This window comes from Mesorhizobium sp. ESP6-5 (assembly GCF_020164695.1).
GTDB lineage: Bacteria > Pseudomonadota > Alphaproteobacteria > Rhizobiales > Rhizobiaceae > Mesorhizobium > Mesorhizobium australicum.
Genome location: NZ_JAIUGR010000004.1, coordinates 376,479 through 390,556, shown reverse-complemented (window position 1 = coordinate 390,556; position 14,078 = coordinate 376,479). Strand labels below are relative to the sequence as shown.

Below are 14,078 nucleotides of genomic sequence, written 5' to 3'. Positions count from 1 at the left end.
CGTGAGCATGCTTATTATCATCATGCACATAATCCTGCTGGACGCCCCGCGCAAGACCGATTAAGCCTCGGGCAGGAAAAAACGCATGGGCCACGGCACCGCAAAGGCCGCCTGGCGATGTGGATTTGCCGGCAAGGATTTGGCGATGAATTGGATTGGGATCGCGGCCGTCACGGCTCTCATTGGGTGCCCCGGCGCCGCGGCTGCCAAGGATGCGGTCAGTTGTGGCGGCGCCGCCATGCTGGGCGGCGCGCAGCTCAATTGCAGCCACGTCGAAACCAAGGCGCCGCCGCAGTTCTGCACGTTTAGCTGGGATCTCCACACGATGGCCGGCGATCAGAAGGTCGTCGAAGGCAGCTTCATGCTGCCGCCCGGAGCGTCGAACGTTCAGGTCTATCAGGGCAGTGGGTTCGACAGCGCGCTGTCCAATCCGATCGTGATCTGCCGCGGCAACAAATGAGCATGGCGAGCAAGGAAGGCTCGCTCGTCAGCCGATTGGTGCTATAGGGCGGATCACGTTATTTTGACCAGGCGCGCGGATTGCGGATCCACGTGGCTGTCACTTCCTGGACGGACTTCGACATGGACGGACCCAACCCCGGCATCAAGCACCCGATCCCGATGCACACACGCGTCGGCTTCCTGAAGCCTCTGGTGACAGTGCCGAATATCGAGATCGGCGACTTCACCTATTATGACGACCCCGACGGGCCGGACAAGTTCGCCGAAAAATGCGTGCTGCATCACTATCCCTTCATCGGCGACAAGCTCATCATCGGCAAGTTCTGCGCCATAGCCGAAGGCGCGCGCTTCATCATGAATGGCGCCAACCACGCGATGTCCGGCTTTTCAACCTATCCGTTCAACATCTTCGGTCATGGCTGGGAAAACGGTTTTGACCCAGCCACGTGGTCGAAGGAAGTGCGCGGCGACACAATGGTCGGCAGCGATGTCTGGATCGGCATGGAGGCTGTGATCCTGCCCGGCGTGGAAATCGGCCATGGCGCCATCGTCGCCGCCAAATCGGTGGTGACGCACGATGTGCCGCCCTATGCGATCGTCGCCGGCAACGCCGCGAAAGTGGTCAAGATGCGTTTCGACGACAGGACGATCCGGCGGCTGCTGGCGGTGGCATGGTGGGATTGGCCGGTGGACAAGATCGGCCGCAACCTCGACGCCATCAGAGGCGCCGATATTTCTCTTCTGGAGGCAGCAGCTTGAACGTTCCCAACACCGCGATCAGCACCGACCTGTTCACGCGCGGGTGGATCTTCATCCGCGGCGTGCCGGCCATGAAGTTCCTGCCGCCGGAAGGGCCGCCCGAGATCGCCTTTGCCGGCCGCTCCAATGTCGGCAAGTCGTCGCTGATCAATGCGCTGGTCAACCAGAAGGGCCTGGCGCGCACCTCCAATACGCCGGGGCGCACGCAGGAGCTCAACTATTTCGTGCCGGATGGATTTTCGGGCGAGGGCACCGACCTGCCGCCAATGGCGCTGGTCGACATGCCGGGCTACGGCTATGCCACCGCGCCCAAGGAGAAGGTGGACGAGTGGACCAAGCTGGTCTTCGATTATCTCAAGGGTCGGGTCACGCTGAAGCGGGTCTATGTGCTGATCGATGCCCGCCACGGCATCAAGGCCAAGGACGACGAAGTGCTGTCGCTGCTCGACAAGGCGGCGGTGTCCTACCAGATCGTGCTGACCAAGACCGACAAGATCAAGGCCGCCGGCGTGCCGCGGCTGATCGAGGAGACGCTGGCCAAGATCAAGAAGCGTCCCGCGGCGTTCCCGTTCGTGCTGGCGACGTCATCGGAAAAAGGCGAAGGCTTGGAGGAATTGCAGGCCGCGATCGTGCTCGCCGCCAATGGCGGGTAAAAAGCTGGGATAGGTCGGCCATCAGAACGGGCAGCTCTATCTCCCTGTTTTCTCGCATTCGGACGGAAACCTGCACGCAATTTCCTGGATTGCTTCTAAGGTTTCGCCTCGATTGCAATCATCTCGTGGCTTTCTTCCTCTGCCAGCCTTTCGGTGCCGTAGGCCTTCAGGAACATGTTGACGCCCGACCTGACGATGTGGTCGATCTCGTCCTGGGTCGGGGCCTTGGTGCGATAGGCGAAGATGCACTGCCGGAAAAGACCGGCCAGGCACAGTTCGGTGAACTGATAGGCGGCGAGGTCGACATCGTCGATCTCCAGCAGGCCGCGCTCGATGGCGGCGTTGAGGAACGTCACCACCTTGTCATGGCCGCGCTTGGGTCCGCGTTCGTAAAAGCGAGCGCCCATATCGGGTATTCTGTCGGAGGCGCCGATCACCGTGCGTTGCGCCTGGATGACCCTGGCCGAGGTGATCTTCATCGACAGAACCTTGCCGAACTTCACCAGCGTCTGGCGCAAGTCGTCGGCGCGGTCGAGCATGTCGTACATGTTCTTGAAGATGGTGCCGCGCTCTTCCTCGATCAGCGCTTCGAACAGCTCTTCCTTGTTGGCGAAGTAGACGTAGATGGTGCCCTTCGAGACCCCGGCCTCGCGGGTGATGTCGTTCATCGAGGCGGCCTCGAAGCCCTTTTCGATGAAGACACGACGGGCGCCATCGATGATCTGGCTGCGCTTGACCGGGTCCTGTCCAGCGGCCGGGCGGCCGCGGCGCAGACCGTCCAGCAGGTCTTCGCACGGATCGGTTTCGCTGTTGCGTACAATCTCAACCATAAAAGTCGGACCTCGAAATAATTCGAACCAATCGGTTCGATTGCCTCTTGATATGGTCTTCTTTACGCGCTATGTCAACGGCCTGATCGAACCGAACGGTTCAGTATTATAACTTTAGAGAGATGTCATGTCCTCGACCGCGTCAACATCAGCCGAAGTCCGCCCTTTCCCCAACGCCAAGGTCGCGCCGGCGACGGAAGCTCCGGAAATTCCCCTCCAGCCGGTCGTCGCACCGCCGCCGGCGGAAGCGCCGGCCAAGAAAAAGCGCTCGGTGCGCTCCTTCCTGCTGCCGATCATCGGCCTTGCCCTTCTGAGCGGCGGCGCCTGGTATGGCTATGACTACTGGACCACGGGCCGCTTCATGATCTCCACCGACGACGCCTATGTCCAGGCCGACATGGCGTTCGTCTCGCCAAAAATTTCGGGCTATGTCGACCAGGTCCTCGTCAGCGAGAACCAGCAGGTCAAGGCCGGCGATCCATTGCTGACGATCGACGCCGGCGACTACAAGATCGCCGTCGCCCAGGCCGAGGCGCAGATCGCCACGCTGGCCAAGACGCTCGACCGCATCGACGCGCAGACCAAGGCCGCGCAAGCCTCGCTTCAGCAGGCGCAGGCGCAGAAGGTCGCCGATCGGGCCGCCGCCGACAATGCCGGCCGGGCCCAGCAGCGCGCCGCGCAACTGGTCAAGACCCATGTCGGCACGCAGGCACAGCTGGACGACGCCCAGACCGCGCTCGACCAGGCCAATGCCGCGCTCGTCGGCGCCGACGCACAGATCGCCGCCGCGCAGGCCAATATCGGTGTGCTCGAGGCACAGCGCGCGGAATCCGCCAGCACGCTGGCATCCCTGCAGCTCGGCCGCGACAAGGCCGCGCGCGACCTCTCCTTCACGGTGCTCAAGGCGCCTTATGACGGCGTCGTCGGCAACCGCTCCGTCGAACAGGGCGATCTGGTCAGCCCCGGCCAAAAGCTCGCCGTGGTCGTGCCTATGGACAAGCTTTACATCGTCGCCAACTTCAAGGAGACGCAGCTTGCCAGGCTCGTGCCCGGCGAAAAGGTCAACATCTCGGTCGACGCCATCGACGGCCAGCCCATCCAGGGAACCGTCTCCTCGCTGGCGCCGGCCTCGGGCGCGGTGTTCTCGCTATTGCCGCCTGAAAACGCCACCGGCAACTTCACCAAGGTGGTGCAACGCGTTCCGGTCCGCATCGACGTACCGGCCGATGCGCTGAAGACCGGCAAGCTGCGCGCGGGCCTGAGCGTCGTCGTCGCCGTCGACAGCCGTACCGCGCCTGCCGCCACCAGTAACTGATCGCTTTTCGGAGGGCGGCTTGGTGGCTGATTGAAGCACCGAGCCGCCCGGCCTGCCTCAACGGGGCCCCAAGGAGGGCCAGGAAATGGCAACCGCAACCATCACCGCAGGATCGCCGCCGGCAATGCCGGCTGCCCCCGACACGATTTCGACGCGCCGCGTCATCGCTTTCCTGGCGATGGTGTTCGGCATGTTCATGGCGATCCTCGACATCCAGATCGTTTCGGCCTCGCTGGCCGAGATCCAGGCCGGCCTCAGCGCCAGCTCCGACGAGATCCCGTGGGTGCAGACAGCCTACCTGATCGCCGAGGTGGTCATGATCCCGCTGTCGGGCTTCCTCAGCCGCATGCTGTCGACACGCGTGCTGTTCACCGTCGCGGCGGCGGGCTTCACCGCGGCGAGCGCCCTTGCCGCGACCGCCACCAACATCGACCAGATGATCGTCTACCGCGCCGTGCAGGGCTTCATCGGCGGCGGCATGATCCCGAGCGTTTTCGCCGCGGCCTTCACCATCTTCCCGCCCTCGCGCCGTGCCATCGTCTCGCCGATGATCGGCCTGGTGGCGACACTGGCGCCGACCATCGGCCCGACCGTCGGCGGCTATATCAGCCACGCTTTTTCCTGGCACTGGCTGTTCCTGGTCAATGTCGTGCCGGGCATCCTCGTGGCGACCGCTGCCTGGTCGCTGATCGATTTCGACAAGCCCAATCTCAAGCTGTTCTCGAAGTTCGACTGGTGGGGCCTGGCCGGCATGGCGGCCTTCCTCGGCTGTATGGAATACGTGCTTGAAGAAGGCCCGAACAATGACTGGCTGCAGGACCAGGGCGTCTTCATCTGCGCCATCGTCATGACCATCGGCGCGGTGATCTTCTTCTGGCGTGTCTTCACCGCCGAGGAGCCGATCGTCGACCTCAAGGCGTTCAGCAACATCAACTTCGCCTTCGGCTCGCTGTTTTCCTTCGTCATCGGCATCGGTCTCTATGGCCTGACCTATCTCTATCCGGTCTTCCTCGGACGCATCCGCGGCTACGATTCGATGATGATCGGCGAAGCGCTGTTCGTCAGCGGCCTGGCCATGTTCGTCACCGCGCCCATCTCCGGCTTCCTGTCGAGCAAGATGGACCTGCGGCTGATGATGATGATCGGGCTGTTCGGCTTCGCCACCGGTACCTGGTGGATGACGCACCTGACCGCCGACTGGGATTTCTACGAGCTGCTCATCCCGCAGATCCTGCGCGGCTGTTCGATGATGCTGTGCATGGTGCCGATCAACAACATCGCGCTCGGCACTTTGCCGCCGGACCGGTTGAAGAATGCGTCGGGACTGTTCAACCTGACCCGCAACCTCGGCGGCGCCGTCGGCCTCGCCCTCATCAACACCGTGCTGATCGACCGTAATGCCTTCCACTATGCCCGGCTCTCCGAGCATGTGCAGTGGGGCAGTGCCGCCGCGCAGGCCAAGCTGCAGAACATGACGCTCAATTTCGAGCAGACCACCGGCCTCGACGCCACCAGTGCCGCGATCTCCAAGCTGTCGGGCATGGTCCAGCAGCAGGCGGCGCTGCTGTCCTTCATGGATGTGTTCTATCTGCTGACCGTGCTGTTCGGGACGCTGGGGTTCTTCACCATGCTGATCAGGAAGCCGGCCGCGCCCGGTGGCGGCGGAGGCGGCGGGCACTGAAGCAAGGAATCGTGGCAGCGGTTTTCGGGAAGCTCCTCCAGTCCACGCCCGAAAGCTCCGACCCACGCAAAAAACTCCGGGCCGCAAAGCCCGGAGTTTTTTTATTGCCTTTGGGTCCTCAGGCGGCGGCGGGCTTGAAGGTCAGCGCCACCCCATTGATGCAGTGGCGCAGGCCGGTCGGCGCCGGACCGTCGTCGAAGACATGGCCGAGATGACCGCCGCAGCGGCGGCAATGCACTTCGGTGCGGGTCATACCCAGCGACCGGTCCTCGGTCTTGCCGATGCCATTGGCGATCTCTTGCCAGAAACTCGGCCAGCCGGTGCCGGAATCGAATTTCGTCTCCGAGGGATAGACCGGCAGGTCGCAGCCGGCGCAGGCGAAGATGCCCTTGCGGTGTTCGTTGAGCAGCGGGCTGGTGCCTGGATATTCGGTGCCTTCCTTGCGCAGGACGTTGAAGGCGGCCGGCGACAGGATGGCTTTCCACTCGTCCTCGGTCTTGGCGACCTCGAATTTTTCGGCGGTCTGCGCGGCCTGCGGGCTGCCCATGCGCAGCATTGCTGCCGCGGCTCCGATGACGCCGATAGCGGCGGCACCGCTCAAAAGAAAGTCGCGACGGTTCATGACCAGTTCCTCCTGTCGTCTGTTTTGCCAAACTATGCCGCCGCCCGAAAGTCAAAAGCCGGTGACGGTTGCCCCAAACGACACTCCGCGCCGTCCACTTTCGATCGTGGACGGCGCGGAGCACGCGCGTCGATTGCGGATCACGGGAGCGAGACGGCGCGATCGACGGAGAGCTCTTGCAGCAGGTTCGTCCGCGACAAGCGCCTCGTTACATCTTCCGCCCGATCACATCTTCGGGAGCAGAACCTTGTCGATGACGTGGATGACGCCGTTGGACTGTTCGACATCGGCGATGGTCACATTGGCGACATTGCCGTTCTCGTCGGTGACGGTGACCTTGCCACCGTCGGCCTTCAGCGACAGCTCGCAGCCGCCGACCGTCTTGACCTTGTGCGTGCCGCCATCGGCCTCGGCCATGGACATCACATCCGCCGCCATCGCCTTGGCGCCGATCACATGGCAGGTCAGGATCTTGACGAGCTTGTCCTTGTTCTCGGGCTTGAGCAGCGTCTCGACCGTGCCGGCCGGCAGCGCGGCGAAGGCTTCGTTGGTCGGCGCGAAGACGGTGAACGGACCGGCGCCCTGCAAGGTCTCGACAAGACCGGCCGCCTTGACGGCGGCGACCAGCGTCGTGTGATCCTTCGAATTGACGGCATTGTCGACGATGGTCTTGTTGGCAAACATGGCGGCGCCGCCGACCATCGGGTTTTCAGCATAAGCAGCCGTGGCAAGCGCGGAAACAGCGATCGTACCGGCGAGCAAAAGGGTGGCGAATCTACGCATTGTATCAAAACTCCTTGGGTTTCTCTTCCCATTTTTGGGGACGCAAGGAGATACGGAACACAGATGCGTGAGTTTCAGAATATTTCGCGGATTTTTGATTTATTTTCACTGTGGATGTATTTTCTGCCTTGGCAATTCGCCGGCTACCGGTCCATTTAGACATATGGAACGGAGATAGACTGAGCCTGTTCTATCCAGGCGCCGCCGGTGCGAAGGCTCGATCAGATGCCCTTCAAATCGCCCGCGGCAACCACCGGCCCGGTGGGCTGCCCGGTCGGCGAACCGCCGGTGGGTTCGAGGCTGACGGCCAGCACGGCGCCCTGCGCGAGTTTCCGCTGCGTGGTGGGCGAGACGCCAATATGCGCCGTCGCACCGGCCGGGATGACGCCCATCGAGATCGGCGCGTTCTTGCCCTCGATCATCCAGAGTTCGAAGTCCTTGCCGGCGGCGAGCGCGCCGGAAACATGCGAAAGGCTGACTTCATGCCGTTCGGAATCATAGACGGCGAGATATTTGACGTCACTGCCGTCGGCGGCCAGCGAAGCGACGAGTCGCGCCTGCGGCTGTTCAGCCGGCCGGTTGACATAGGGGACGGCGACGTAAAGCGCCAGCGCGGCAACAGCCGCCACCGCAAGGCCGCGCCAGAAGGCGAGGCTGGACCACAGGCTTGCGCGCGGCTCGGCAGGCGTGGTGGCGGCGGATGAAAACAACCGGCGGTCGATCGCCGGCTTCACCGAAGCCGGCGGCTCGATTTCAAGATAGGCCGCGCCCAGCGGCGACAGGCGAACTTCCCAGCCGTCGACCAGCCGCGCGAAATCGGTCTCGGCGTCGATGCGCCTGGAGGCTATCTGCCGCTCTTCGACCGGCAGCACGCCAAGAACGTATTCGGCGGCGAACAGCTCGTCGCCTCCACGTTCCGGTCCGTTGTCCTCTGCCAGCGTCATCTTTCCAGACATTCCCTGAGTTTCATCAGGCTGCGGCGCAGCCAGGTGCGCATCGTGTTCAACGGCACGCCATGGCGTTCCGCCAGTTCGGCATAGCTTTCGCCCTTGAGATAGGCGCCCCGGACGGCCGCCGCCCGGTCTTTCTCCAACTCATCGAGACAATGATGGATCCGCTCGGTCTCGTCGCCCGCCACCACCATCGCTTCAGGTCCCGGCGCCGGATCGGCCACGTCGAGCGCGGCATCGATATCGGCGGCGGGCTTGCGCCTCGCTCGGATGCGATCGATCGCATGATTGCGCGCGATTGCCACCAGCCAGGAGATCGGGCTCAGATCGGAGACAGCAAAGCGATCCGCCTTCGTCCATATCTTGACGAAGACTTCCTGCAGCGCTTCTTCAGCATCTCCCCGGTCGTTCAATACACGAAGGCATACGCCGAAAAGTTTCGCACTGGTGTGCCGGTAAAGCAGATCGAACGCTGCCCGATCTCTCATCGATGTCCGGACGATCAGCTTGGTAATGTCCTGCGGCGTCATGCGCGCCAAATTAGGCAATTGCGCTGTATTTGCAACGCCGGAAATATGCTGTGCACCTAAAGTTCGGCGTCCGCACACCTGCCCCGAGACAGTGTCCCGGTTTGAAGTCAAAAGCTGGCAATCGCGTTTGAGGCGCTTCCCCCGACATGCTACGCTTCAGCCGAAGCAAGGGAGATTTGTCATGGGATTGGTGCTCGCCAAACCTGAGGATGTCGCCACTGCCTTTGCCGATGCCTGGAATAGACACGATATGAACGACTTCGCGGCGTTGTTCGCCGACGACGCCAATTTCGTCAATGTCGTGGGCATGTGGTGGAAGAACCGCACCGAGATCGAAAGGGCGCACCGCGCAACTCATGAAACCATGTTTCGTGACAGCCGATTGAAGGGTGTTGTCTCGTCAGTTGTTGAATTGTCTTCCGGCATTGCATCGGTGCACTATTCATGGATCCTGACCGGCGCATCCGCTCCGGACGGCTCATCCGCCGGAAAACGAGAAGGCATTCTGCTTCTGGTTTTGAAGGAAGAACAGTCGGGCTGGCGGATAAAGATTGCCCAAAACACCGACATTGTTCCGGGGGCGATTGCGCCCCCTTCCAACGCCGGGAGATAGCCGTTTAAAAGTCGCCGCCAAACTCCAAACTGAGACACTATCAGCCTGGATTGCCAAGGGAATTGCCGCTGACTAGCTTGGCAGCAATGGGGGAGCGCACATGTCGGTCGAACGAATCCTTTGGGAAGAAGACGCAACCGGTCTTGCCGGTCTGGTGCGCAGGGGCGAACTATCGGCGATCGAGTTGACCGAAGCGGCGATCGCCCGTGCCGAGGCCACCCGCCCCGAAATCAATGCCACGGCCGAGCCGCTCTACGAGGCGGCACGGACCCGGGCAAAGAGCATCGACCGTTCGCTGCCGCTGGCTGGGGTCCCCTTCGCCATCAAGGATCTCGGTATCGCCATCAAGGGCGTGCCCTCGCATGGCGGCAGCCGCATTCCGGCCTGGGTGCCCGATTTCAACTCGGTGATGACCGAACGCTATCTCGCCGCCGGGCTGATTCCGATCGTCACCTCGACGTCACCCGAGCACGGGCTGCGGCTGATGACGGAATCCAAGGCCTTTGGCGTCACCCGCAATCCCTGGAATACCGGCCACACCACCGGCGGCTCGTCGGGCGGTTCGGCAGCCCTGGTTGCCGCCGGCGTCGTGCCGGTGGCGCATGCGTCGGATGGCGGCGGCTCGATCCGCGTGCCTTCTGCCTGCAGCGGCCTTGTCGGCCTCAAGACCTCGCGCGGCCGTGTCCCGTTGTCCCCACTGGTGAGCGAAAGCTGGTACGGCATGGTCGTCGATCACGCCGTCACTCGCTCGGTGCGCGACTGCGCGCTGCTGCTCGACCTCACCCATGGTCCCGATACGCTCGCGCCTTATGCCGCGCGCCCGCCAAAAAGCTCGTTCGCCGCTGCTGCCGCGCGGGATCCCGGCAAGCTCACGCTGGCGGTGTACCGCAAGTCGCCGCTGGGCTTGCCAATTTCGGCCGAGACGCTGAAGGCGCTCGACATTGCCGTGGCACTCGCCCGCGAGGGCGGCCATTCGGTCGAGGACATCGATCTGCCTTTTATCGGCCGCGATTTCTTCGCCGATTTCTGCACAACGGTCGCCTCCGCCGTCGCCGGCTCGTTGCGGGGTGAAGCGCTGCGCGTCGGCCGCTCGGTGACGGGCGACATCGAGCGCGCCACGCGCGTGCTTGGCCGGTTGGGCGAGATGATCTCGGCCGGCGAAACCTATGCCGGCCTGCAGCGCCTGCATGCCACCTCGAGGCAACTGATCACGGAGACCGCGCGCTATGACGCGGTTCTGATGCCTGTTATCGCGCACCCGCCGCTCGCCTGCGGCGCCATGGATCCGAAAGGCGCCGACGAACTGATCGAAAACCTGCTCGACAAGCTGCACCTCACCGCGCTGCTCAGGATCAAACCGCTGTTCGGCCAGTTGATGGACAAGAGCCTTTGGTTCACGCATTGGCCGGCGATCCACAATGTCAGCGGCCAGCCGTCGATCGCGCTCCCCGTCCATGTCACGGACGCCGGCCTGCCGCTCGGCATCCAGGCCGCCGGCCGGCCGGGCGATGAGGAAACGCTTTTGTCGCTCGCCGCGCAGATGGAGAAAATCTCGGGCTGGCTGACGCGGCGGGCGCCGCTGATGGTGCCGTCACAATGACGACACCGTGAACCGACTATGACAGCAATGCCATTTGCGGCTCGCGTCAATTCCGGCTAAGACGCCGCCGTCCTTACCTGATGCATGTCGCCCAAAAGTGCCCAGCGGTTTGGGACAACGACATGCATAAAACCAAATACCAGGGAACCACGCCAATGACGGACGTCGCCGCCACCGCCGAAATGCAGGCCGCCCTCTTGTCGCGCGCGCTGCCCTACATGCAGCGCTACGAGCACAAGACGGTCGTGGTGAAATATGGCGGCCATGCCATGGGCGATCTCGAACTCGGCAAGGCCTTCGCCCGCGACATCGCGCTGCTCAAGCAGTCCGGCGTCAACCCAATCGTCGTCCATGGCGGCGGACCGCAGATCGGCGCCATGCTGGCCAAGATGGGCATCGAATCCAAGTTCGAGGGCGGCTTGCGCGTCACCGACCAGAAGACGGTCGAGATCGTCGAGATGGTGCTGGCCGGGTCGATCAACAAGGAGATCGTCGCGCTGATCAACGCCGAGGGCGAATGGGCGATCGGCCTGTGCGGCAAGGACGGCAATATGGTGTTCGCCGAAAAGGCGCGCAAGACGATGATCGACCCCGATTCCAACATCGAGCGCGTGCTCGATCTCGGCTTCGTCGGCGAGCCGGTCGAGGTCGACCGCACGCTGCTCGACCTTCTGGCGCGCTCCGAAATGATCCCCGTGCTGGCGCCGGTCGCGCCCGGCCGCGACGGCCATACCTACAACATCAACGCCGACACTTTCGCCGGCGCCATCGCCGGCGCATGCAAGGCCTCGCGCCTGCTGTTCCTCACCGACGTGCCGGGCGTGCTCGACAAGGACAAGAAGCTGATCGACGAGTTAACGGTCGCCGAGGCCAAGGCGCTGATCAAGGACGGCACGGTTTCCGGCGGCATGATCCCCAAGGTCGAGACCTGCATCGAGGCGATCGAGCGTGGCGTCGAAGGCGTCGTCATCCTCAACGGCAAGACGCCGCATTCGGTGCTGCTCGAACTGTTCACCGAACACGGCGCCGGCACACTGATCGTGCCATAATGCTCTTGTCAGCCGGCTAATCTTCTGCCTGACGGGCCGCGATTTACGGCTGCGGGAAGCTCCGGCTTTGTACCTGGCCGCCGGACAACCATCGATTCCTCCTCGGTGTCCTGCGGTGCGCCCCAGAATTCGGCGAGCGTCGGGCCGCCTTTCACCCGGCGGTCGGTCACCAGAAAACTCCAGATCTCGCGGAACCAGACGCGGCGGCCCATCTGCGTGTACCAGCGCATCGAATGCCGCTGCTCGGGATCGGGGTGGAACAGGATGCGCGCCAGCGCCTTCGGCCTCGACTGCACGGCGAGCTCAATCAGCTTGACCGAGAAGAACAGCATCCACGGCTTCAGCCGGGTCATCTGCAGCACCTGGTGCTTGTAATCCCACAGGCGGGCATCCCTCTGGATGACCTTGCGATCCCGCGCGATGCGGAAAAACGGCGTCCAGCGATGCGGCGTCACATAGAGCGCCTGGATCTGGTCGGGGTCATAGGCGAGGAGCTGGCGAAAGCCGCGCCACAGATCGCGAAATCCCTCATCCTCGAAGCCGGCGACCCAGGTTGCCATGGACAGGATGCCGTGCTTCCGCAGCAGCCGTATCGCTTCACGATCGGACGAGGTACTGCCGCCCTTGCGGATCAATTGCAGCGTCTGCTCGTCGGTGTTTTCCATGCCGAGCAGCCAGCGGATGACACCGGCCTGGCGGTAGAGGTGCAGCATATCGGCATCGCGCACGATATCGTCGGCGCGGGTCGAGCCGACGATCAGCACCGACACGTTCTCGGCAATCAAGGCTTCGAGAAAGGCGCGCCATGCCTTTTTAGAAACCGTCGGATTTTCATCCGCCAGGTTGATCAGTTCGACGCCATGCTCGCGGTGCAGCCAGGCAATCTCCTTGGCGAACTTGACTGGGTCGCGATGCCGCCAGCGGGTCCAGAAGCCACGCTGGCCGCAATAGTTGCACAGATGCGGGCAGCCGCGCGAAAACTGCATGACCACCGCACGCTTGCCTCCCCAGTAGCTGTATCTGCGGTGGTCGATCAGCTCCCAGCCGACGCGGTAGGCGTCGAGGTCGGCGATAGTCATCGCCGCTTGCGTAGCGAAGGGACGGTCAAGATCGTCGCGGCAGGCGATGCCGGCAACGCTTGCCGGCGGCTGGCGCATCTCCAGCGCCTCGACCAGCGCCACCACGGTCGCCTCGCCCTCGCCGCGCACGATGAAGTCGAAGGCGTCGGTTGACGCCAGGATGTCGCGCCAGTGATAGGTGGGGAAGACGCCGCCATAGAGGATGATCGTCGCCGGCGCGCGCGCCTTGACCATCCCGGCGATCAACAAGGCGGTCGGATGTGCCGAGGTCGAGCCGGAATGGCCGATCAGAACGAAGTCGGGACAGTCCTTCAGGGCTTCCGCGACAACCGAGGCGAGCGGCATCGGCCCGAACTCGGCATCGACGAGCCGCACCTGATGACCGGCGTCGAGCAGCGGGCCGCCGATCGCCAGCAGACCAAGCGGCGGCAGGTGATCGTCCGGCACGCGGCTGCCGATGGCGGTGTGTGGCGGATTGATCAGGACGATTTTCATGGCGGACCTCCGGGAGGAATGGTCCGTGCATGCTGGTTGGAGAGCTGGTCGCCGAAAGGGCCGAGCTCAGCAGTTTGCTTGCAGTTTTTCCGCAGAAACGCGGATGCGCATCACCGCCTGAGATGGGCGAGCGGCACGTGGCCGGGTCCCTTGATGTTCTGCAGCACCAGTTGCGTGTGGACGTCGCGCACGCCGTCGAGCCGCATCAGCCGATGCATGACGAAGGCGTTGAGCTCGTCGACCGATGGCACCATGACATGCAGCAGGAAATCGTGGTCGCCGGTCATCGTCCAGCACGACGACACCTCATCCATGTGCTGAACGGCGGCAATGAAGCTCTCGGGCGAGCCGTCGCTGTGGCTGACGAGGCGCACCTGGATGAATACCTCGACCGTCAGGCCGACGGCGCGGCGGCTGATCACCGCGGCAAAACCCTTGATGATGCCGGCTTCCTGCAGCGCCTCGAAGCGCCGGGCGCAGGGCGTGGTGGAGAGGCCGACCTCCTGCGCCAGCTCGGAAACGGGTTTGCGGCCGTTGCGTTGCAGGACATCCAGCATCTTGATCTCGAAATCGTCGAATTGAGGCATTTTCACTCCTCCCACGTGAATTGTGAGTGAATAGTATCTCGAATGTGGCGGAGGAGCCACCATCAAAACC

15 protein-coding genes are annotated in these 14,078 nt (G+C 63.2%); 8 read left to right on the top strand and 7 right to left on the bottom strand.

Features of this window, described 5'->3' with window-relative positions:
* The first annotated feature begins 85 nt into the window (after positions 1 to 85).
* From LB524_RS08845 to yihA, 3 genes are all read left to right on the top strand, one after another.
* Entirely contained in the window at positions 86 to 460 is a 375-nt protein-coding gene (locus LB524_RS08845) for a hypothetical protein (RefSeq protein ID WP_224525337.1), read from the top strand.
* A 122-nt stretch (positions 461 to 582) separates the two neighbouring features.
* Positions 583 to 1,221 (top strand): CatB-related O-acetyltransferase, encoded by a 639-nt coding sequence (locus tag LB524_RS08840; protein WP_181172867.1) that lies wholly within the window; start codon positions 583 to 585, stop codon positions 1,219 to 1,221.
* Complete coding sequence (gene yihA, locus LB524_RS08835; protein WP_140711676.1) at positions 1,218 to 1,874, top strand: ribosome biogenesis GTP-binding protein YihA/YsxC; 657 nt, start codon at positions 1,218 to 1,220, stop codon at positions 1,872 to 1,874. Before LB524_RS08840 ends, yihA begins: the two co-directional genes overlap by 4 nt.
* 95 nt (positions 1,875 to 1,969) lie before the next feature.
* Here yihA and LB524_RS08830 read toward each other — a convergent pair whose 3' ends face one another.
* Complete coding sequence (locus LB524_RS08830) at positions 1,970 to 2,704, bottom strand: TetR/AcrR family transcriptional regulator (protein ID WP_140615188.1); 735 nt, start codon at positions 2,702 to 2,704, stop codon at positions 1,970 to 1,972.
* A 127-nt stretch (positions 2,705 to 2,831) separates the two neighbouring features.
* On the opposite strand from LB524_RS08830, the gene LB524_RS08825 reads away from it, so the two are divergent.
* Together LB524_RS08825 and LB524_RS08820 are read left to right on the top strand one after the other, a co-directional pair.
* Entirely contained in the window at positions 2,832 to 4,019 is a 1,188-nt protein-coding gene (locus tag LB524_RS08825; RefSeq protein ID WP_015314402.1) for an HlyD family secretion protein, read from the top strand.
* 85 nt (positions 4,020 to 4,104) lie between these two features.
* Positions 4,105 to 5,700: a DHA2 family efflux MFS transporter permease subunit gene (locus LB524_RS08820; protein WP_140711678.1), complete on the top strand. Its 1,596-nt coding sequence runs from the start codon at positions 4,105 to 4,107 to the stop codon at positions 5,698 to 5,700.
* A gap of 118 nt (positions 5,701 to 5,818) precedes the next feature.
* On the opposite strand, the gene msrB is transcribed toward LB524_RS08820, so the two are convergent.
* The 4 genes from msrB to LB524_RS08800 form a co-directional block, all read right to left on the bottom strand.
* Complete coding sequence (gene msrB, locus LB524_RS08815) at positions 5,819 to 6,322, bottom strand: peptide-methionine (R)-S-oxide reductase MsrB (protein ID WP_224525334.1); 504 nt, start codon at positions 6,320 to 6,322, stop codon at positions 5,819 to 5,821.
* A 225-nt stretch (positions 6,323 to 6,547) separates the two neighbouring features.
* Entirely contained in the window at positions 6,548 to 7,105 is a 558-nt protein-coding gene (locus tag LB524_RS08810; RefSeq protein ID WP_224525331.1) for a fasciclin domain-containing protein, read from the bottom strand.
* Between the two features lie 221 nt (positions 7,106 to 7,326).
* Positions 7,327 to 8,049, bottom strand: coding sequence for an anti-sigma factor domain-containing protein (locus tag LB524_RS08805; RefSeq protein WP_224525468.1), 723 nt, complete (start codon positions 8,047 to 8,049; stop codon positions 7,327 to 7,329).
* Positions 8,046 to 8,585: a sigma-70 family RNA polymerase sigma factor gene (locus LB524_RS08800; protein WP_224525328.1), complete on the bottom strand. Its 540-nt coding sequence runs from the start codon at positions 8,583 to 8,585 to the stop codon at positions 8,046 to 8,048. The genes LB524_RS08805 and LB524_RS08800 overlap by 4 nt, the downstream gene beginning before the upstream one ends.
* Positions 8,586 to 8,766: 181 nt before the next feature.
* On the opposite strand from LB524_RS08800, the gene LB524_RS08795 reads away from it, so the two are divergent.
* The 3 genes from LB524_RS08795 to argB all read left to right on the top strand — a co-directional run bounded on the left by LB524_RS08795 (position 8,767) and on the right by argB (position 11,847).
* Positions 8,767 to 9,198 carry an SgcJ/EcaC family oxidoreductase gene (locus tag LB524_RS08795; RefSeq protein ID WP_224525325.1) on the top strand — a complete coding sequence of 144 codons (432 nt, stop codon included), beginning with the start codon at positions 8,767 to 8,769 and terminating at the stop codon, positions 9,196 to 9,198.
* A 100-nt stretch (positions 9,199 to 9,298) separates the two neighbouring features.
* Positions 9,299 to 10,798: an amidase gene (locus tag LB524_RS08790; RefSeq protein WP_140789911.1), complete on the top strand. Its 1,500-nt coding sequence runs from the start codon at positions 9,299 to 9,301 to the stop codon at positions 10,796 to 10,798.
* 155 nt (positions 10,799 to 10,953) lie between these two features.
* Positions 10,954 to 11,847 carry an acetylglutamate kinase gene (gene argB / locus LB524_RS08785; RefSeq protein WP_023772298.1) on the top strand — a complete coding sequence of 298 codons (894 nt, stop codon included), beginning with the start codon at positions 10,954 to 10,956 and terminating at the stop codon, positions 11,845 to 11,847.
* An 8-nt stretch (positions 11,848 to 11,855) separates the two neighbouring features.
* On the opposite strand, the gene bchE is transcribed toward argB, so the two are convergent.
* Complete coding sequence (gene bchE, locus LB524_RS08780; RefSeq protein WP_224525321.1) at positions 11,856 to 13,421, bottom strand: magnesium-protoporphyrin IX monomethyl ester anaerobic oxidative cyclase; 1,566 nt, start codon at positions 13,419 to 13,421, stop codon at positions 11,856 to 11,858.
* A 110-nt stretch (positions 13,422 to 13,531) separates the two neighbouring features.
* Positions 13,532 to 14,008 (bottom strand): Lrp/AsnC family transcriptional regulator, encoded by a 477-nt coding sequence (locus LB524_RS08775; protein WP_140719184.1) that lies wholly within the window; start codon positions 14,006 to 14,008, stop codon positions 13,532 to 13,534.
* Between the last annotated feature and the right edge of the window lie 70 nt (positions 14,009 to 14,078).

Excerpts from the sequence above, each read along its gene's own strand:
- LB524_RS08845 (WP_224525337.1), top strand. The coding sequence starts at position 86 with ATGGGCCACGGCACCGCAAAGGCCGCCTGGCGATGTGGATTTGCCGGC.
- LB524_RS08840 (WP_181172867.1), top strand. The coding sequence starts at position 583 with ATGGACGGACCCAACCCCGGCATCAAGCACCCGATCCCGATGCACACA.
- LB524_RS08830 (WP_140615188.1), bottom strand. The coding sequence starts at position 2,704 with ATGGTTGAGATTGTACGCAACAGCGAAACCGATCCGTGCGAAGACCTG.
- LB524_RS08825 (WP_015314402.1), top strand. The coding sequence starts at position 2,832 with ATGTCCTCGACCGCGTCAACATCAGCCGAAGTCCGCCCTTTCCCCAAC.
- LB524_RS08820 (WP_140711678.1), top strand. The coding sequence starts at position 4,105 with ATGGCAACCGCAACCATCACCGCAGGATCGCCGCCGGCAATGCCGGCT.
- msrB (WP_224525334.1), bottom strand. The coding sequence starts at position 6,322 with ATGAACCGTCGCGACTTTCTTTTGAGCGGTGCCGCCGCTATCGGCGTC.
- LB524_RS08810 (WP_224525331.1), bottom strand. The coding sequence starts at position 7,105 with ATGCGTAGATTCGCCACCCTTTTGCTCGCCGGTACGATCGCTGTTTCC.
- LB524_RS08805 (WP_224525468.1), bottom strand. The coding sequence starts at position 8,049 with ATGACGCTGGCAGAGGACAACGGACCGGAACGTGGAGGCGACGAGCTG.
- LB524_RS08800 (WP_224525328.1), bottom strand. The coding sequence starts at position 8,585 with ATGACGCCGCAGGACATTACCAAGCTGATCGTCCGGACATCGATGAGA.
- LB524_RS08795 (WP_224525325.1), top strand. The coding sequence starts at position 8,767 with ATGGGATTGGTGCTCGCCAAACCTGAGGATGTCGCCACTGCCTTTGCC.
- LB524_RS08790 (WP_140789911.1), top strand. The coding sequence starts at position 9,299 with ATGTCGGTCGAACGAATCCTTTGGGAAGAAGACGCAACCGGTCTTGCC.
- argB (WP_023772298.1), top strand. The coding sequence starts at position 10,954 with ATGACGGACGTCGCCGCCACCGCCGAAATGCAGGCCGCCCTCTTGTCG.
- bchE (WP_224525321.1), bottom strand. The coding sequence starts at position 13,421 with ATGAAAATCGTCCTGATCAATCCGCCACACACCGCCATCGGCAGCCGC.
- LB524_RS08775 (WP_140719184.1), bottom strand. The coding sequence starts at position 14,008 with ATGCCTCAATTCGACGATTTCGAGATCAAGATGCTGGATGTCCTGCAA.